This window comes from Pseudomonas putida (assembly GCF_022627325.1).
Lineage (GTDB): Bacteria > Pseudomonadota > Gammaproteobacteria > Pseudomonadales > Pseudomonadaceae > Aquipseudomonas > Aquipseudomonas putida_X.
In genome coordinates this window covers 87,493-104,925 of record NZ_JAETZZ010000011.1, presented here as the reverse complement: position 1 = coordinate 104,925, position 17,433 = coordinate 87,493, and the positions used below count along the sequence as shown (strand labels likewise).

The window sequence follows — 17,433 nt, the reverse complement described above, 5'->3', positions numbered from 1 at the left end:
TCCCACAAACATTGGCGCGCAGTATATACGGCGCGGGCACTGCGGGTGAAACCTGACTGACATCCGCGCCGGCCGCCGGGTAGCTTGCGCTGCCGGTCAGCCTGGCAAGCGATGCTTGGCGTAAGGCTCGCGGTCGATATCCTGCACTTCCACACACAATTGCAGGTCTAGGCCAGCCTGCGCCGGTATGGCCTCATGCAGCACCTCCAGCAAGCTGGCGGACAATTGTTTCTTCACCTCCGCCGGGCGCCCGCTGAGGATGGCCAGGCGCACATGGGCGAACGCCCGCTCGGCTGGCGCAGTGCCCACCCGGTAATGGGCGAACGCCTGGGCGCGGCTTTTGATGTCTGCCTCATCGGCGAACTGCCCGCTGCCGACCAGGGCGTGATTCAGGCGCAGCAGCAGTACCTCGACATTGAGCTCGCGCAGGTTGTCGCTGTATTCCAGGTTCAGGTGAGGCATGGCACAGGTTCCAGGCGTTGGGGGAGGCGACAGCCTACCCCAGTCCCCTACCCGCGCAAAGGCGGCTATCCTCAAAGGTCAGGACCTTACTGACAACCCTGACAGAGGTGAAGAAATGCCAGTTCCGCATGATCTGCTCGCTGACTTGCACGTTACCGCCGATGCATTCCAGGCACTGATAGACAAGGACCCGACGCTGCATGCCCTGCACAAGGAATACAACGCCAAAGACAAGGAGGTGGTGGCCGCCGAAGGCAATGGCACCAACGACGATGCCGTCAACCGCCTGCGCAAGGAGCGCCTGCTGATCAAGGACAAGATCGAGCGAATCATTCATCCGCCCAAATCCTGATGGCTTTCTGCTGAATCAACCGCCCTGTCGCCGGCAAGCCGGCTCGCTGGCGACAGGGCCTGCAACCGTTACATGCCAGCCGATGCGTTCAAGGCCCGGTCCAGGTCTTCGATCAGGTCCCGGTAATCCTCGATCCCGATCGACAGCCGCAACAAGCGCTCACTGATGCCCATCAGCCCCTTCTGTTCCGGGCTCAGTGAATTGTGCGACATGCTCCAGGAGTGGTTGATCATGCTCTCCACACCACCCAACGAGTCGGCCAGGACAAATATCTGCAAGGCCTCCACCAGGCGATTGAGCGCCGCCCGATCACCGTTCCTGACCTTCATTGCCACCACCGCTCCGCCAGCGCGCATCTGGCGCTTGCACAGTGCGTGCTGCGGGTGGCTTTCCAGCCCCGGGTAATACACCTGCTCGATCTGCGGATGGCTTTCCAGGAAGCGTGCCACCTGCAGGGCATTGGCACACTGACGCTCCATGCGCACGTCGAGGGTTTTCAGGCCGCGCAAGGCCAGGTAACAGTCGAACGGGCCCTGGATCGCCCCCACGGCCATGCTGATCTTGCGCAAGCGCCCCAGCAATTCATCGTTGGCAGCCACCACCACGCCGCCGGTCAGGTCGGAGTGGCCGCCAATGTATTTGCTGGCCGAATGCATCACCAGGTCCACACCCAGGGTGATCGGCCGCTGGTTCCACGGCGAGCAGAAGGTGTTGTCGATGCAGGTGAGAATACCCCGCGCCCGAGCCAGGTCGCAGACCGCCTTGATGTCGACCAGGTGCAGCAACGGGTTGGTCGGCGACTCGATCCAGATCAGCTGGGTTTCGGGTTTGATCGCCGCCGCTACGGCCGCCACATCGTTGAGGTCGACATAGGTGGTGGTAAGGCCCGAGGTGCGTGCTCGGTAGTCTTCAAGAATGCGGAAGGTGCCGCCGTACACACCGTTCATCACCACCACATGAGCGTCCTTGGGGAGCAGCTCCAGCACCGTGGCGGTGGCGTTTACACCGGAGGCACACGCCACCGCGCCCACACCCTCTTCAAGTGCCGCGACACAACTTTCATAGGCATGCCGGGTCGGGTTGCCCACCCGGCTGTAGGCGTATTTCGGGTTGTCATCGAGGCTGCGCTTGATATACGAGCTGGCGGTGTAGATAGGCGGGAAGATCGCGTTGTCGGCGACACTGAACTGCTCACCGGCGTGAATGGTACGGGTGGCGAAATTGCGCGGCTTGTCGGACATGGTCAGGCCCATTTGGCAGATGTAAGTGCGCAACTATCGCACAATCACCTGCCGCCACAACGCCCGTGGTGGCGGGAATTTTTTCTATCGTTGGGGTAATCTGGGGAATATTTTACTGACCGCCAGCGGGTTTCCATGGACAGTTTCGACCAGCACATCCTCACCCTGCTCCAGCGCGACGCGTCGCTCTCGCTCAAGGATTTGGCCGAAGCCGTCAACCTGTCCACCACCCCCTGCTGGAAGCGGGTCAAGCGCCTGGAAGAGGATGGCTACATCCTCGGCCGCGTCGCCCTGCTCGACCCCGAACGCCTGGGCCTGGGCCTGACGGTGTTCGTCCAGCTCAAGACCCAGCGCCACGACAGTGCCTGGCTGGAGCAGTTTGCCGAGACGGTGAAAGGCTTCGAGGAGGTGATGGAGTTCTATCGCATGTCCGGGGACTGGGATTACATGCTGCGGGTGGTGGTGGGCGATATCGCTGCCTACGACCGGTTCTATAAAAAGCTGATCACCAGCACCGATGGGCTCTCCAACATCACGTCCAGCTTTGCCATGGAACAGATGAAATACACCACGGCTTACCCGGTCCACAGGCCCTGATCGGTGCCAGCCTCAGCACCCCTTCACTGCGCCGCCACCGCTTCGATCCGGTTCCCCGCCTTGGCCTTCTCGAGCCGAATCGCAATGAATTTGGAGGTCGGCGTATAGGTGCCTTCGCCGTAACTTTCCAGCGGCACCAGCGGGTTGGTCTCCGGGTAGTAGGCCGCCGCCTGCCCATCGGGGATGTCGTAGGGCACCAGGCGGAACCCCGACACCCGGCGTTCGACACCGTCCTCCCACAGCGACACCAGATCGACATGCTCACCCGGCTCGAAGCCCAGGCGGCGGATGTCGGCCTCGCTGACGAACACCACTTCCCGCAGGCCAAACACGCCCCGGTAACGATCGTCCAGCCCATATAGCGTGGTGTTGTACTGGTCGTGCGAGCGCATCGTCTGCAGGATGAGGTCCGGCTTGTCGCCACGGGCGAGCACCTGGGCGTTGACCAGATGCTCGGGCAACGGGCTGGCACTGAAGCGCGCCTTGCCGGTTGCCGTGCGCCAGTTGCGCTCGGCAGCACTGTTGCCCAGGTGGAAACCACCTGGGTGCTGCAGCCGCTCATTGAAGTTGGCGAAACCGGGGATGACATCGGCGATCATGCTGCGAATACGGCCATAGTCGGCCACCGCGTACTCCCAATCGATGGGCTGGTTGCCCAGCGTGGCCTTGGCCATGCCGGCGATGATCCAGGGTTCGGACCGCATGTGGGGTGAACGCGGGCGCAGCTGGCCATGGGAGATATGCACCATGCTGAAGGTGTCTTCCACGGTCACGCCCTGCGGCCCGCCGGCCTGCATGTCGATCTCGGTGCGCCCCAGGCAGGGCAGGATCAGCGCATCGCGGCCAGTGACCAGGTGCGAACGGTTGAGCTTGGTGGATATCTGCACCGTCAACGCACAGTTGCGCAGGGCCGCGTGGGTGCGGGGCGTGTCCGGCGTCGCCTGGGCGAAGTTGCCACCCAGCGCGATGAACACCTTGGCGCGCTGTTGCTCCATGGCCTGGATCGCCAGCACCGCGTTATGCCCATGGGCGCGAGGTACGCGGAACTGGAAGCGTTTTTCCAAGGCATCGAGCAACGCCGCCTTGGGTTTCTCGTCGATCCCCATGGTGCGGTCGCCTTGCACGTTGCTGTGGCCACGCACTGGCGAAAGGCCCGCGCCGGGCTTGCCGACGTTGCCGCGCAACAGCTGCAGGTTGACGATTTCCTGCACGGTAGGCACCGAGTGACGGTGCTGGGTGACGCCCATCGCCCAGCACATGATCACCCGCTCGGCCTTGCGGTACATCCGCGCCGCCAGCTCGATCTCGGCCAGGGTCAGGCCGGACTGCTCGACGATATGGTCCCACGAGGTGGCATCCACGGCCGCCAGGTAGGCGTCCACACCGCTGGTGTGCGCGGCGATGAAGCCATGGTCGAATACCGCTGGCTCCCCCTTGGCCTGGGCTTCGCGCTCCCATTTCAGCAGGTACTTGGCAATGCCGCGCATGGCCGCCATGTCGCCGCCCAGGGCTGGGCGGAAGTAGGCGGTATTGGTCGGTTCGGAGCCGTTGCTGAGCATTTCGAACGGGTGCTGCGGGTGCTGGAAGCGCTCCAGGCCACGCTCTTTGAGCGGGTTGAAACACACCACCTGGGCGCCGCGCTTGACCGCTTCACGCAGCGGTTCGAGCATGCGCGGGTGGTTGGTACCGGGGTTCTGGCCAATGACGAAGATCGCGTCGGCCAGCTCCAGGTCATGGAACACGACCGTGCCCTTGCCTACGCCGAGGGTTTCCGACATGCCCACGCCACTGGCCTCGTGGCACATGTTCGAGCAGTCGGGGAAGTTGTTGGTGCCGTAGGCGCGGACGAACAGCTGGTAGAGGAATGCCGCTTCGTTGCTGGCCCGGCCGGAGGTGTAGAACTCAGCCTCATCGGGCGATTCCAGCGCCTGCAAGTGCCGGGCGATCAGGGCAAAGGCCTCTTCCCAAGTGGTTTGCACATAGTGATCGGTGGCAGCGTCGTAACGCATCGGGTGCGTGAGGCGGCCTTGGTATTCGAGCCAGTAGTCGGTCTGGTCCTTCAGCGCGCTTACGCTGTATCTGGCGAAGAAGGCCGGGTCGACCGAGCGACCGGTCGCTTCCCAGTTGACCGCCTTGGCGCCGTTTTCGCAGAACTTGACCATGTCGCTTTCCGGCGACTCGCCCCAGGCGCAGCCGGGGCAGTCGAACCCGCCGTTCTGGTTGGTCTTGAGCATGGCACGCAGGTTCTTGAAGGCGTTGTCACTGCCCAGCCAGCTCTTGGTCACGCTCTTGAGCGCGCCCCAGCCGGCGGCAGGCCCCTTGTAATCCCTGATATGTTCGTCCTGGCTCATGCGGTCAATCCTCACGCGGGCATCGAATAGTGCAACGGATCGTGTCGTCCGCTGCTTTTTTCCAGCCTATGGAGACAGTCGGGGGGCCGTCCAATCGAAATGTCTTACGGGGTGATAGGCCGTTTCGATGATGGGGGTGCACTTGGCGCCATGCACCACGGTGGGCCGTGATAGATGAGATTGATCAAACGGTCGGGCAAAGCAATTTGACGGCGAACACCGCAGGTTATAGCGTGGAACCAGTCCCCCTCCCTTGCCGAGCGCGAACGTGGAACAGAACAGCCGGGCCCTGATCGACGGCTTCAACCGGAAAATCGACTACCTGCGGATGTCGGTCACGGACCGCTGCGACTTCCGTTGTGTCTATTGCATGGCCGAAGACATGCAGTTCCTGCCGCGCCAGCAGATCCTCAGCCTTGAGGAACTGTTCCAGGTTGCCGAACGTTTCGTCGCCTTAGGCACTCGCAAGATCCGCCTTACCGGTGGCGAGCCGCTGGTACGCCAGGGCATCGTCGACCTGTGCGGGCGCATTGCCGCCCTGCCCGGCCTGCGAGAGCTGTGCATGACCAGCAACGGCTCGCAGCTCCCGCGCCTGGCCCAGCCGCTGTTCGACGCAGGCCTGTCACGCCTGAACATCAGCCTCGACAGCCTCGATGCAGAACGTTTCAAGCAACTGACCCGCACCGGCGACCTGGCCCAGGTGATCGCCGGCATCGACGCGGCCCGCCGCGCGGGGTTTCAGCGCATCAAACTCAATTGCGTGGTGCTCAAGGGGCGTAACGACGATGAGCTGGTCGACCTGGTGCGCTTTGCCATCGACCGCGAACTGGACATCACCTTCATCGAAGAGATGCCGCTGGGCGTGATCAGCGAGCACGAACGCGGCGAGTCGTTCTGCTCCAGTGACGAAGTACGCGCGCGGCTGGCCGAACATTTCACCCTGATCGAATCGACCGAGTCGTCCCAGGGCCCGGCGCGCTACTGGCGCCTGGCAGAAGCGCCGAGCACCCGTGTCGGCTTCATCTCGCCGCACAGCCACAACTTCTGCGCCACCTGCAACCGTGTGCGCCTGACCGTCGAAGGCCGGCTGTTGTTGTGCCTGGGCAATGAACATTCGATGGACCTCAAACAGGTGCTGCGTGCCCACCCGGGTGATGCCGAGCGGCTGGAAAAAGCCATCCGCGATTCGCTGCACCTCAAGCCCTATCGCCATCATTTCGAGGTCGGTGGCGACGTGCAGATCCTGCGCTTCATGAACATGACCGGCGGCTGACCGGCCGTCCCTGGATCGCCATGATCGTCCACTCCCGCCCCGACGTGTTGCGCGTGCTATTCACCCTCAAGGGTTCGATCGTCAAGCGCATTGCCTTGCGCTGCCTGACGGTCACCTTGCTCGCCGCCCTGATCGTGCTGGTCGAACGCCACTTCCCGGCGTTTTTCTACCCCGTCAGCGCTACCCCCTTCACGCTGCTTGGCCTGTCGCTGTCGATCTTCATGAGCTTTCGCAACAACGCCTGTTACGACCGCTGGTGGGAGGGGCGCAAGGCCTGGGGGAAGATGATCATCGAGGCCCGCTCGTTCATACGTGAAAGCGGGGTGATCATCGATGAAAAGCTGCGCGCCGAGTTGCTGCGCAGCCTGTGCGGCTTTGCCCATGCGCTCAATGCCCGGTTGCGCAATGAGGATGAAGTGGCCGCCGCCCAGCCGTGGCTGGCCAACCCCGCTGCGATCCGCCCGCACAATGTCTGCGACGGTATCTTGCAGGAGGTTGGCGCCCACTGCTCACGCCTGGCCGAGCAGCAGCACATCAGTGAATGGCGCTACAGCCTGTTGGAGCAACGCCTGGTCGGGCTGTCGGAGGTGCAGGCCACCTGCGAGCGGATCAAGGGCACACCGCTGCCCTTCCCCTATACCCTGCTGCTGCACCGCACCATCTACATCTTCTGCCTGCTGCTGCCGTTCGCCCTGGCCGAGCCGCTGGGCTGGCTGGCGCCGCTGTTTACCACCATCGTGGGGTACACCTTCTTCGGGCTGGATGCCATCGGCAATGAACTGGAGGACCCGTTCGGGCGAGACGAGAACGACCTGCCGACCGATGCCATGGTGCGCACGGTCGAGCGGGATGTGCTGGGGGCCTTGGGCGTGGAGCCGCTGCCACCGGCGTTGCAGCCAGTGGAGCATGTGCTGAGCTGACTGGCCCTAGCGCCGGGGCTGTTCAACCGCGCGTTGTGCAGGGCGCGATGGGCTTGAGGTGCTTCACAAAATTACAAGGCTGGTGCCGCGCATCCAGTTGCTCTGCCAGGATGCCTTCCCACGCCGTGCGGCAGGCACCGGTAGAACCTGGCAGGCAGCACACCAGGGTGCCATTGGCCATCCCGGCCGAGGCGCGGCTCTGCAAGGTCGAGCTGCCGACATCGAGAATCGACAACGCGCGGAACAGCTCGCCGAAACCGTCGATACGCCGATCGAACAGGCACTCCACCGCTTCGGGTGTGCTGTCCCGGCCGGTGAAGCCGGTGCCGCCGGTGATCAGCACCACCTGCACCTGGTCATCGGCAATCCAGGTGGCCACCTGGGCGCGGACCTTGTACAGGTCGTCCTTGAGCAGCGCGCGCGCCACCAGGTGATGGCCGACCTGCACCGGGCGGCTGGCGAGCAGCTCACCGGAGGTGTCGTTTTCGTAGGTGCGGGTGTCGCTGACCGTCAGGACGGCGATATTGAGCGGAACGAAGACCGCATCGGGTTGAACACGCACAGTGAAGCTCCTTGTATGGCAGGCTCGTTACGCTAGAGGCATGACCAGAGCGCGTCCAATCGATATGCCGTACCGCCCGATCAATGACATCTATCGCTGACTTGGTTAAGGTCAGCACACCAAGGCCCCAGGCACTCCCATGGACATCAAGCAGCTCAAGTTTCTCATCGCCCTCGACCAGACCCGCCACTTCGGCCAGGCCGCGGCGCTGTGCCATATCACCCAGCCGACCCTGTCCATGCGCCTGCGCAACCTGGAGGACGAACTGGACCTGGTGCTGGTCAAGCGCGGCCAACGCTTCGAGGGCTTCACCGAAGCCGGCGAGCGCATCCTGGCCTGGGCCCGCACCCTGCTCGCCGCCCATGATGGCCTGCAGGCCGAGGCGGCCAGTTGCCGTGGCCAAGTGGTTGGTAGCCTGCGCTTGGGCACCGTGCCGCTGGCCAGCTTCAACCCCATGCAGTTGCTGCTGCCGCTGCGCGAAAAATACCCGGAGCTGCAGTTTCAGCTCAGCTCCCACAGCACCGAACAGATCATGGATGGCCTGAGCCGCAACCAGCTCGATTTGGGGATCTGCTATCTGGACCAGGTCAACGCCAACTTCTTCGAGGTGATCGAACTGGGCACCACCACCATGGGCCTGCTGCACGATACCCGGCATTTCCAGTTCGAGGCCGACACCTTGCGTTGGGAGGACCTGGGCGAAATCCCTCTGGGCCTGCTGAGCAAGGGGATGCACTACCGTCAGTCGCTCGACCTGAGCTTTCGCAGCCGCAGCCTGGAACCCAATGCCGTGCTGGAAAGCGACTCGAGCTTCCAGTTGGTCCAAGCCATCAACACCGGGGTGTGCTGCGCAATCATGCCGCTCGATTGCGGGTTGGAAGACCTGAGCGAGCACATGCGCATCGTCCCGATCACCGACGCCTGCATCCACAGCCCCGTCGGCCTGCTGCTGCGCCGTAGCGAGCCGCGCTCGGCCATTGCCGAACAGTGCTTTGACGAGGCCCGCACCCTGTTTCAACCCTCCTGAGCCGCAGTCGCCTGGCGGTACTGGCGCGGGGTAAAACCGGTGAGTTGCTTGAACTGCCGGCTGAAAGCGCTGTGGTCGGTGTAGCCGCACTGCAGCGCCACTTCGGTGATCGGCAAGTCGCTGTGCAGCAGCCGATGGGCATGTTCCAGCCGCGCCTTGTGAATCATTTGCCGGGGTGTGAGGTGGAACACACGCTTGCAGTAACGCTCCAGTTGCGCGACGGAAATGCCGGCAATGCGGGTCAGCTCACCCAGGCTGATCGGCTGGTGAAAGTGCTTGCGAATGTGCTCGTCCACCGCGGCCAGGCGTTGATAGGCGGGGTGGCTGTCGGCGGCTGATTGCAGGTCGACCGAAATGCCGACCAAGCCCAGGATCTCGCCCGCCTGGTTGTACAGCGGGCGCTTGTGGGTCAGGCACCAGCCTGGCTCACGGCTGCCGTACAGGTGCAACTCAAGCTGGTCTTCCAGCACCAGCCCATCCTTGAGCACGCGGCGATCCTGCTCGGTATAGCCGGGGCCCAGTTGCGCCGGGAAGACTTCGGCGCTGGTCTTGCCCAACAGTGGCTGCAGGCGCTTGAGGCCGCAGCGCTGGACCAGGGTGTTGTTGGCCAGCACATAGCGGGCATCCGGATCCTTGATGAAGATCGCGGCATTGGGGATGGCATCGAGGATCGGCAGCAGCAGGGATACCCCCGCGAGCAGGTCCTGCAGGCTAGCGGGGCGATGCTGGTCGAGGTTCTGGTACAGGGCTGCCAGTGTGGCGTCGGCCATCATTCAACTCTCTGGTAGGGGCACCGGCGCCATCGCCGGGAAAACTCTCAAGCCCTTGAACAACAGGGCCTCCAGCCTATCGAGCCTGGCGAACGGCGCGCCAGCCTTTTCTGCGATTGTGCCGATTTCGTCATCCCCCCTGCAGAAAACCATCAAGAACCGTGGCCCCGTTCGGTCCACTCTATGCCCCACGCAAGCCGTCCAAGACCTATAAGAGCTCGGCCCAGAAGCCGCACCTGGTGACATCAGACCTGCCTATCCAAAACCTACAAAAAGGCGACCCCATGTCAGGCAAATTCAAGAAACAGCTGTCCTTGCTGGACCTCACGTTCATCGGCCTCGGCGCCATCTTCGGCTCCGGCTGGCTGTTCGCCGCCAGCCACGTCTCGGCCATTGCCGGACCGGCCGGCATCCTTTCCTGGTTCCTCGGCGGCTTCGCCGTACTGCTACTGGGCATCGTGTACTGCGAGCTCGGCGCCGCGCTGCCACGCGCCGGGGGTGTGGTGCGCTACCCGGTGTACTCGCACGGCCCACTGCTCGGCTACCTGATGGGGTTCATCACCCTGATCGCCTTCTCTAGCCTGATCGCCATCGAAGTGGTCGCCTCTCGCCAGTACGCGGCGGCCTGGTTCCCCGGGCTGACCGAGGCCGGCTCCAGTGACCCCACCGTGCTCGGCTGGTTGGTGCAGTTCGCCCTGCTGGGGCTGTTCTTCTTCCTGAACTACCGCAGCGTCAAGACCTTCGCCAAGGCCAACAACCTGGTCAGCGTGTTCAAGTTCATCGTGCCGCTGCTGGTGATCGGCGTGCTGTTCAGCTTCTTCAAGCCAGAGAACTTCGAGGTCCAGGGCTTCGCCCCGTTCGGCATGTCCGGGGTAGAAATGGCTGTGTCGGCTGGCGGCATCATCTTCGCTTACCTGGGCCTGACACCGATCATCTCGGTGGCAAGCGAAGTCAAGAACCCACAGCGCACCATCCCCATCGCGCTGATCCTCTCCGTGCTGCTGTCCACCGCGATCTATGCGCTGCTGCAACTGGCCTTCCTCGGCAGCGTGCCAACCGAAATGCTGAGTGACGGCTGGGCTGCGGTGACCAAGGAACTGGCCTTGCCCTACCGTGACATCGCCCTGGCACTGGGCGTAGGCTGGCTGGCCTACCTGGTGGTGGCCGATGCGGTGATCTCCCCCAGCGGCTGCGGCAACATCTACATGAATGCCACGCCGCGTGTGGTCTACGGCTGGGCCCAGACCGGCACCTTCTTCAAGTACTTCACCCGCATCGATGCAGAATCCGGCATCCCGCGCCCGGCCCTGTGGTTGACCTTCGGCCTGTCGGTGTTCTGGACCCTGCCGTTCCCCTCGTGGGAAGCGCTGATCAACGTGGTATCCGCTGCCCTGGTCTTGAGCTACGCCGTGGCCCCGGTCACCGTTGCCGCCCTGCGCCGCAATGCGCCACAGATGCCGCGCCCGTTCCGGGTCAAGGGCATGGCCGTACTCGGCCCGCTGTCTTTCATCATCGCCGCGCTGATCGTGTACTGGTCGGGCTGGAACACCGTGTCGTGGCTGCTGGCCCTGCAGATCGTGATGTTCGTGCTGTACCTGCTGTGTGCTCGTTTCGTCCCCACCCAGCACTTGTCGCTGGCCCAGCAGGTGCGCTCCAGCGCCTGGCTGATCGGTTTTTACGCGGTGACCATCCTGCTGTCCTGGCTTGGCAGTTTCGGCGGCCTGGGTGTGATCGGCCACCCGTTTGACACTGTAGTCGTCGCGGCCTGCGCGCTGGGCATCTACTACTGGGGCGCCGCGACTGGCGTGCCTGCCCACCTTGTGCGCCTGGAAGGTGAAGACGAAAGCGAAGCCAGCGCTGACACCTCTACCTGCAACCCTGCTGCCGTCGCTTCCTGATCTTTTACGCAAGGGACAAGCCATGAAACAGATTCACGTCATCGACTCTCACACTGGCGGCGAACCGACCCGCCTGGTGATGAAGGGTTTCCCGCCACTGCACGGCCGCAGCATGGCCGAACAGCGCGACGAACTGCGCGAGCTGCACGACCCATGGCGCCGCGCCTGCCTGCTGGAGCCACGTGGCAACGATGTCCTGGTCGGCGCGCTGTACTGCCCACCGGTTTCGGCCGACGCGACCTGCGGGGTGATCTTCTTCAACAACGCCGGCTACCTGAACATGTGCGGCCACGGCACCATCGGCCTGGTCGCCTCGTTGCAGCACCTGGGCCTGATCGCACCGGGCGTGCACACGATCGACACCCCGGTCGGCCAGGTCAGCGCGACCCTGCATGAAGACGGCGCCATCACCATCGGTAACGTGCCCTCCTACCGCTATCGCCAGCAGGTTGCAGTGGACGTGCCCGGCCATGGCCTGGTGCGCGGCGACATCGCCTGGGGCGGCAACTGGTTCTTCCTCGTTTCCGAACACGGCCAACGTATCGAGCTGGACAACCGTGAGGCCCTGACCGAGTACACCTGGGCCATGCTCAAGGCACTCGAACAGCAGGGCATCACCGGTGAAAACGGCGCAGCCATCGACCACGTCGAACTGTTCGCCGACGACGCCAACGCCGACAGCCGCAACTTCGTGATGTGCCCCGGTAAAGCCTACGACCGCTCGCCCTGCGGCACCGGCACCAGCGCCAAGCTGGCCTGCCTGGCCGCCGACGGCAAGCTTGGCGAAGGCCAGACCTGGGTCCAAGCCAGCATCACCGGTAGCCAGTTCCATGCCCGTTACGAGCGCGACGGCGAGCGCATTCGCCCGTTCATCACCGGCCGCGCCTACATGACCGCCGACAGCACGCTGCTGATCGACGAACAAGACCCCTTCGCCTGGGGCATCTGAGCCCCGACGTTTTCGCCCCCTTTCGCCAGGAGTAACAACAATGACTGATAGCATCTTCACCGGCACCATGCCCGCCCTGATGACCCCGTGCACCGCCGCGCGCAAACCGGACTTCGACGCCTTGGTGCGCAAAGGCCGCGAGCTGATCGAGGCCGGCATGAGCGCCGTGGTGTACTGCGGTTCGATGGGCGACTGGCCACTGCTCACCGAAGCCGAGCGCCAGGAGGGTGTGGCCCGCCTGGTGGCCGCCGGCATCCCGACCATCGTCGGCACCGGCGCGGTGAACACCCGCGAAGCGGTCTCTCATGCCGCTCACGCGGCCAAGGTCGGTGCCGCCGGCCTGATGGTCATCCCCCGTGTGCTAAGCCGCGGTGCCTCGCTGATCGCCCAGAAGCACCACTTTTCGGCCATCCTCGCTGCCGCACCCAAGCTGCCCGCGGTGATCTACAACAGCCCCTACTATGGCTTTGCTACACGCGCCGACCTGTTCTTCGAGCTGCGCCGCGAATACCCGAATCTGATCGGCTTCAAAGAGTTCGGCGGTGGTGCCGACCTGCGCTACGCCGCCGAGCACATCACCTCCAAGGATGACGACGTGACCCTGATGGTGGGCGTGGACACCCAAGTGGTGCATGGCTTCGTCAACTGCAACGCCACCGGCGCCATTACCGGCATCGGTAACGCCCTGCCGCGTGAGGTGCTGCACCTGGTAAGCCTGAGCAAGCAGGCGGCCAAGGGCGATGCGCAGGCCCGTCGCCTGGCCCGCGAGCTGGAAGCGGCGCTGGCGGTGCTGTCGTCGTTCGATGAAGGCTGCGACCTGGTGCTGTATTACAAGCACCTGATGGTGCTGAACGGCGACAGCGAGTACAGCCTGCACTTCAACGAAACCGATGTGCTGACCGACGCCCAGCGCAACTATGCCGAACAGCAGTACGCGCTGTTCCGCAACTGGTATGCGAGCTGGTCGGCCGAACAGAAGATCGCCTGAGCCGCCAGTGCTTTCTCTGTGGGAGCGGCCTTGCCCGCCCCCACGACGTCCTTGATACCCGAATCTGATTTCCAAGGAGGCTACATGCCCCTCACAGGCAACCTGCTGATCGGCCAAACGCCGGTAACCGGCAGCCGCGAAGCCATCCGCGCCATCGACCCGGCCACCGGCCAGGCGCTGGAGCCGGCCTACCTGGGCGCCAGCGATGAGCACGTGGCCCAGGCCTGCGCCCAGGCCTGGGCGGCGTTCGATGCGTACCGCGAAACCACGCTCGAACAACGGGCACAGTTTCTCGAAACCATCGCCACGCAGATCGAAGCGCTGGGCGAGCCCCTGATCGACCGCGCGGTGGCCGAGAGCGGCCTGCCGAAAGCGCGCCTCCAGGGCGAGCGGGGCCGCACCTGTACCCAGTTGCGCACCTTCGCCCGTGTAGTGCGGGCCGGTGAGTGGCTGGATGTGCGCGTCGACAGCGCCCTGCCAGAACGCCAGCCCTTGCCGCGCGCAGACCTGCGCCAGCGCCAGGTCGCCCTTGGGCCGGTAGCCGTGTTTGGTGCCAGCAATTTCCCGCTGGCCTTCTCGGTGGCCGGTGGCGACACCGCCTCGGCGTTGGCTGCCGGCTGCCCAGTGGTGGTCAAGGCCCATAGCGCCCACCCGGGTACCAGCGAACTGGTTGGCCAGGCCGTGGCGCAAGCGGTGCAGCTGTGCGATTTGCCGGCCGGCGTATTTTCGCTGTTGTATGGCTGCGGCCATGAAGTCGGCGTTGCGCTGGTCAGCGACCCACGCATCAAAGCCGTTGGTTTTACCGGCTCTCGCAGCGGTGGTATCGCGCTGTGCAAGGTGGCCCAGGCACGCCCGGAACCGATCCCGGTGTACGCCGAAATGAGCTCGATCAACCCGGTGTTCCTGTTCGAGGCCGCCCTGCAGGCCCGCGCCGAGGCGCTGGCACAAGGCTTCGTCGCCTCACTGACCCAAGGTGCCGGCCAGTTCTGCACCAACCCCGGCCTGGTGATCGCCTGCCAAGGGCCGGCGTTACAGCGGTTCATCGACGCGGCAAGCGAACACGTTGGCCTGGCCGCTGGGCAGACCATGCTCACACCGGGCATCTTCAGTGCTTACCAAGCCGGTATCGGTGGCATGGCGGAAAACGCCAATGCCCAGGTTGCGGCCAGTGGTCAGGTTGGACAAGGCCCTAACCAATGCCAGGCGCAGTTGTTCGTGACCGAGGCCGAAGCCTTCCTGGCCGACCCCACCTTGCAGGCCGAGGTGTTCGGCCCATCGTCACTGGTGGTGGCCTGCGCGAGCGATGAACAGGTACGCCAGGTGGCCGAGCATCTGGAGGGCCAATTGACCGCGACCTTGCAACTGGACGATGCCGACATCGACCGCGCCCGCGCGTTGCTGCCAACCCTTGAACGCAAGGCCGGGCGCATTCTGGTCAATGGCTGGCCAACCGGTGTCGAGGTGTGCGATGCCATGGTCCATGGCGGGCCGTTCCCGGCCACCTCCGATGCCCGCACCACCTCGGTGGGCACGGCGGCGATCCTGCGCTTCCTGCGCCCGGTGTGCTACCAGGACTTCCCCGATGCGCTGCTGCCGCCGGCGTTGAAACACGGCAACCCGCTGCAGCTGCGGCGCCTGCTCGACGGCACCCGGGAAGGCTGAACATGGTCGACACCTCTGAAGCCGACATCGCCGTGGTCGGCGCCGGCATTGTCGGCGTCGCCTGCGCCCTGCAACTGGCCCGCCAGGGGCGCCAGGTCGTGCTGTTCGACCGCCAACCGCCCGGCCACGGAGCCTCGTACGGCAACGCCGGGCACCTGGCCACCGAGCAGGTGTTCCCCATCGCCGACCTATCGATACTCAAGCGCCTGCCACGCATGCTGCTGGACCCGATGGGCCCACTGCGGTTGGACTGGAAATACCTGCCCAAGGCCCTGCCCTGGTTCGCCCGCCTGCTGCTCAACCTGCGCCCGGAGCCCTTCCAGCGCAGCGTGGCCGGCATCCGTGCGTTGAACGAAGGCAGTCTGGGCGCCTGGCAGCGTTTGCTCGGCTCCATCGGCCACAGCGAGCTGTTCAAGGAAGACGGCTCGTTATTGGTGTTCGAGCGCGCCGATTCGCGCTCGGCTCTGGAGGCGTTGTTGGCCCGGATGCAGCAACAGGCGGTGCCGGCCGAATTCTGGTCGGCCGACACGGTGCGCGCTGCTGCGCCGGAGTTGACCCCGTCCATCCTCGGTGGCTTGTTTTTCCCCCGCACCGGGCATTTCATCGACCCTTACCGTGTGGTCATTGAGTTGTTCGAAGCCGCCAAGGCGGCTGGCGTACGCTTCGTCCAGGCGCAGGTCGATGGCGGGCAACTCAATGGCAATGGCGTGCAGCTCAACAGCGTTCAGGGTACGTTCCATGCGCGCCAGGTGCTGATCAGTTGCGGCGCGCACTCAGCGCAACTGACCACGGCTCTGACCGGCATAAGCGTCCCGCTGGATACCGAGCGTGGCTATCACCTGATGCTGCCTGGCGAGCACCAGCGCTTGCCATTCGCCGTCACCTCGCTGGAGCGCAAGTTCATCATGACGCCGATGGCCGAGGGCTTGCGCCTGGCTGGCACGGTGGAGTTCGCCGGGCTCGATGCACCGCCGAGCATGCAGCGGGCGTGGCAGTTGCACCGCTTGAGCAAGGGTTTGTTCCAGCGCGAATTGAATGCCGAAGGCGCGACGCCGTGGATGGGGTTTCGGCCTTCGCTGCCGGATTCGCTGCCGGTGATCGACCGGGTGTGTGATGGTCGCGTGCTGTTAGCGTTTGGACATCAGCACCTGGGCTTGACCCAGGCGGCGGTGACAGCGGAATGGGTGGGAGGGTTGGCTGAACGGGAGCCTCGGGCCGAGTTGAAGCGTTACCGGCTGGATCGGTTTTGAGACGGGGCCGCTGTGCGGCCCCTGCAGCAATCAGCGATAACGCTCAAGCCAGTGCGCGTAAGGCGCAGGCAACGTCCACGAAGCTTTGTCGACGCCCAGTTCCTTGGCCGCGAAATATGCCCAGTGCGGGTCGGCCAGGTGCGCACGCCCCACCGACACCAAGTCGAGCTGATTGGCCTTCAACGCCCCCTCCGCCAACTGCGGCGTACCGAAGCCCCACGCCGAAGTCACTGGCAAACCCGCCTCACGACGCACACGTTCAGCGATCGGCCCCATAAAGGCCGGGCCCCATGGAATGTTGGTTTCCGGGATGGTGAAGCCAACGCTGACACTGAGCAGGTCCAGACCACCAGCCTTGAACAGCCGGGCCAACTCGATGGACTCCTCCAGCGTCTGCTCATCACGGCCGTCGTATTCCAGCACGCCAAAGCGGGCGGTCAACGGCAGGTTTTCCGGCCACACCTCGCGCACGGCTGCCAGGGTTTCCAGCAGGAAGCGGCTGCGGTTCTCGAAGTTGCCGCCGTAGGCATCGGTGCGCTGGTTGGAGTGCTCGGAGAAGAAGCTCTGCCCCAGGTACCCGTGAGCGAAGTGCAGCTCGATCCATTCAAAGCCTGCATCACGCGCCCGGCGTGCCGCATCGACGAAGTCCTGCTTGACCCGGGCAATGTCGTCCAAGGTCATTTCACGTGGCACTTTCGGCAGGTTGGCGCCGAAAGCGATGGCCGACGGGGCGATGGTGGCCCAGCCTCGCGCGTCATCCGCAGCGATGTGGTCGTCACCTTCCCACGGGCGGTTGGCACTGGCCTTGCGCCCCGCGTGGGCGATCTGGATGCCCGGCACCGAGCCGGCCGCCTTGATCGCCTGCACCACCGGCACGAAGGCCTGGGCATGGGCGTCGCTCCAGATACCGGCACAACCAGGGGTGATGCGCCCTTCTGGCGCCACCGCAGTGGCTTCGACCACCAGCAGGCCGGCGCCACCACGGGCCAGGCCAGCATAATGCACCTGATGCCAATCGTTGATGACACCGTCCTCGGCCATGTACTGGCACATCGGCGGAATGGCGATGCGGTTACGCAAGGTCACGTCTTTGAGGGTATAGGGTTCGAACAGTGCAGACATGGAAAACTC

General features: G+C 64.3%; 16 protein-coding genes. 10 read left to right on the top strand and 6 right to left on the bottom strand.

The window, feature by feature from the left end; genetic code table 11:
* Positions 1-96: 96 nt before the first annotated feature.
* The gene (locus JNA92_RS18065; RefSeq protein ID WP_241806013.1) at positions 97-462 is read right to left on the bottom strand and encodes a 5-carboxymethyl-2-hydroxymuconate Delta-isomerase; all 366 of its coding nucleotides are present in this window, start codon (positions 460-462) and stop codon (positions 97-99) included.
* A gap of 115 nt (positions 463-577) precedes the next feature.
* Between JNA92_RS18065 and JNA92_RS18060 the strand changes: the two genes are divergently transcribed.
* The gene (locus JNA92_RS18060; RefSeq protein ID WP_241806012.1) at positions 578-814 is read left to right on the top strand and encodes a YdcH family protein; all 237 of its coding nucleotides are present in this window, start codon (positions 578-580) and stop codon (positions 812-814) included.
* Between the two features lie 68 nt (positions 815-882).
* Here the strand turns inward: JNA92_RS18060 and JNA92_RS18055 are convergent, their stop codons facing one another.
* Entirely contained in the window at positions 883-2,067 is a 1,185-nt protein-coding gene (locus JNA92_RS18055) for a trans-sulfuration enzyme family protein (RefSeq protein ID WP_241806132.1), read from the bottom strand.
* Positions 2,068-2,190: 123 nt separating this feature from the next.
* Here JNA92_RS18055 and JNA92_RS18050 point away from each other — a divergent pair, with 123 nt between their 5' ends.
* Positions 2,191-2,652, top strand: coding sequence for an Lrp/AsnC family transcriptional regulator (locus tag JNA92_RS18050; protein ID WP_241806011.1), 462 nt, complete (start codon positions 2,191-2,193; stop codon positions 2,650-2,652).
* A 23-nt stretch (positions 2,653-2,675) separates the two neighbouring features.
* Here the strand turns inward: JNA92_RS18050 and JNA92_RS18045 are convergent, their stop codons facing one another.
* Positions 2,676-5,003 carry an FdhF/YdeP family oxidoreductase gene (locus JNA92_RS18045; protein ID WP_241806010.1) on the bottom strand — a complete coding sequence of 776 codons (2,328 nt, stop codon included), beginning with the start codon at positions 5,001-5,003 and terminating at the stop codon, positions 2,676-2,678.
* 268 nt (positions 5,004-5,271) lie between these two features.
* Here JNA92_RS18045 and moaA point away from each other — a divergent pair, with 268 nt between their 5' ends.
* On the top strand, positions 5,272-6,276 hold the full coding sequence (gene moaA / locus JNA92_RS18040; protein ID WP_241806009.1) for a GTP 3',8-cyclase MoaA: 1,005 nt from the start codon (positions 5,272-5,274) through the stop codon (positions 6,274-6,276).
* 20 nt (positions 6,277-6,296) lie between these two features.
* Positions 6,297-7,196, top strand: a complete 900-nt coding sequence (locus JNA92_RS18035) for a bestrophin family protein (RefSeq protein ID WP_241806008.1) — start codon at positions 6,297-6,299, stop codon at positions 7,194-7,196.
* A gap of 22 nt (positions 7,197-7,218) precedes the next feature.
* Here the strand turns inward: JNA92_RS18035 and moaB are convergent, their stop codons facing one another.
* Entirely contained in the window at positions 7,219-7,758 is a 540-nt protein-coding gene (gene moaB, locus JNA92_RS18030; protein ID WP_241806007.1) for a molybdenum cofactor biosynthesis protein B, read from the bottom strand.
* A gap of 139 nt (positions 7,759-7,897) precedes the next feature.
* Here moaB and JNA92_RS18025 point away from each other — a divergent pair, with 139 nt between their 5' ends.
* A complete protein-coding gene (locus JNA92_RS18025; RefSeq protein WP_241806006.1) occupies positions 7,898-8,785 on the top strand; it encodes a LysR family transcriptional regulator in 888 nt (295 codons plus the stop codon).
* Here JNA92_RS18025 and JNA92_RS18020 read toward each other — a convergent pair.
* On the bottom strand, positions 8,773-9,555 hold the full coding sequence (locus tag JNA92_RS18020) for an AraC family transcriptional regulator (protein WP_241806005.1): 783 nt from the start codon (positions 9,553-9,555) through the stop codon (positions 8,773-8,775). The genes JNA92_RS18025 and JNA92_RS18020 overlap by 13 nt on opposite strands.
* A 284-nt stretch (positions 9,556-9,839) precedes the next feature.
* Between JNA92_RS18020 and JNA92_RS18015 the strand changes: the two genes are divergently transcribed.
* The 5 genes from JNA92_RS18015 (at position 9,840) to JNA92_RS17995 (ending at position 16,302) form a co-directional block, all read left to right on the top strand.
* Positions 9,840-11,453, top strand: a complete 1,614-nt coding sequence (locus JNA92_RS18015) for an APC family permease (RefSeq protein WP_241806004.1) — start codon at positions 9,840-9,842, stop codon at positions 11,451-11,453.
* A 22-nt stretch (positions 11,454-11,475) separates the two neighbouring features.
* Complete coding sequence (locus JNA92_RS18010; protein ID WP_241806003.1) at positions 11,476-12,402, top strand: 4-hydroxyproline epimerase; 927 nt, start codon at positions 11,476-11,478, stop codon at positions 12,400-12,402.
* Between the two features lie 40 nt (positions 12,403-12,442).
* Positions 12,443-13,390 carry a dihydrodipicolinate synthase family protein gene (locus tag JNA92_RS18005; protein WP_241806002.1) on the top strand — a complete coding sequence of 316 codons (948 nt, stop codon included), beginning with the start codon at positions 12,443-12,445 and terminating at the stop codon, positions 13,388-13,390.
* A gap of 84 nt (positions 13,391-13,474) precedes the next feature.
* Positions 13,475-15,052 (top strand): aldehyde dehydrogenase (NADP(+)), encoded by a 1,578-nt coding sequence (locus tag JNA92_RS18000; RefSeq protein ID WP_241806001.1) that lies wholly within the window; start codon positions 13,475-13,477, stop codon positions 15,050-15,052.
* 2 nt (positions 15,053-15,054) lie between these two features.
* Positions 15,055-16,302, top strand: coding sequence for an NAD(P)/FAD-dependent oxidoreductase (locus JNA92_RS17995; RefSeq protein WP_241806000.1), 1,248 nt, complete (start codon positions 15,055-15,057; stop codon positions 16,300-16,302).
* A gap of 30 nt (positions 16,303-16,332) precedes the next feature.
* Here the strand turns inward: JNA92_RS17995 and xenA are convergent, their stop codons facing one another.
* Complete coding sequence (gene xenA / locus JNA92_RS17990; RefSeq protein ID WP_241805999.1) at positions 16,333-17,424, bottom strand: NADH:flavin oxidoreductase/NADH oxidase; 1,092 nt, start codon at positions 17,422-17,424, stop codon at positions 16,333-16,335.
* Between the last annotated feature and the right edge of the window lie 9 nt (positions 17,425-17,433).

What these genes read in the sequence shown, in the direction of transcription:
- JNA92_RS18035 (WP_241806008.1), top strand. Translation starts at nt 6,297, where the DNA reads ATGATCGTCCACTCCCGCCCCGACGTGTTGCGCGTGCTATTCACCCTC.
- JNA92_RS18025 (WP_241806006.1), top strand. Translation starts at nt 7,898, where the DNA reads ATGGACATCAAGCAGCTCAAGTTTCTCATCGCCCTCGACCAGACCCGC.
- JNA92_RS18060 (WP_241806012.1), top strand. Translation starts at nt 578, where the DNA reads ATGCCAGTTCCGCATGATCTGCTCGCTGACTTGCACGTTACCGCCGAT.
- JNA92_RS18000 (WP_241806001.1), top strand. Translation starts at nt 13,475, where the DNA reads ATGCCCCTCACAGGCAACCTGCTGATCGGCCAAACGCCGGTAACCGGC.
- JNA92_RS18065 (WP_241806013.1), bottom strand. Translation starts at nt 462, where the DNA reads ATGCCTCACCTGAACCTGGAATACAGCGACAACCTGCGCGAGCTCAAT.
- JNA92_RS18045 (WP_241806010.1), bottom strand. Translation starts at nt 5,003, where the DNA reads ATGAGCCAGGACGAACATATCAGGGATTACAAGGGGCCTGCCGCCGGC.
- JNA92_RS18010 (WP_241806003.1), top strand. Translation starts at nt 11,476, where the DNA reads ATGAAACAGATTCACGTCATCGACTCTCACACTGGCGGCGAACCGACC.
- xenA (WP_241805999.1), bottom strand. Translation starts at nt 17,424, where the DNA reads ATGTCTGCACTGTTCGAACCCTATACCCTCAAAGACGTGACCTTGCGT.
- JNA92_RS18020 (WP_241806005.1), bottom strand. Translation starts at nt 9,555, where the DNA reads ATGGCCGACGCCACACTGGCAGCCCTGTACCAGAACCTCGACCAGCAT.
- JNA92_RS17995 (WP_241806000.1), top strand. Translation starts at nt 15,055, where the DNA reads ATGGTCGACACCTCTGAAGCCGACATCGCCGTGGTCGGCGCCGGCATT.
- JNA92_RS18055 (WP_241806132.1), bottom strand. Translation starts at nt 2,067, where the DNA reads ATGGGCCTGACCATGTCCGACAAGCCGCGCAATTTCGCCACCCGTACC.
- JNA92_RS18005 (WP_241806002.1), top strand. Translation starts at nt 12,443, where the DNA reads ATGACTGATAGCATCTTCACCGGCACCATGCCCGCCCTGATGACCCCG.
- JNA92_RS18015 (WP_241806004.1), top strand. Translation starts at nt 9,840, where the DNA reads ATGTCAGGCAAATTCAAGAAACAGCTGTCCTTGCTGGACCTCACGTTC.
- JNA92_RS18050 (WP_241806011.1), top strand. Translation starts at nt 2,191, where the DNA reads ATGGACAGTTTCGACCAGCACATCCTCACCCTGCTCCAGCGCGACGCG.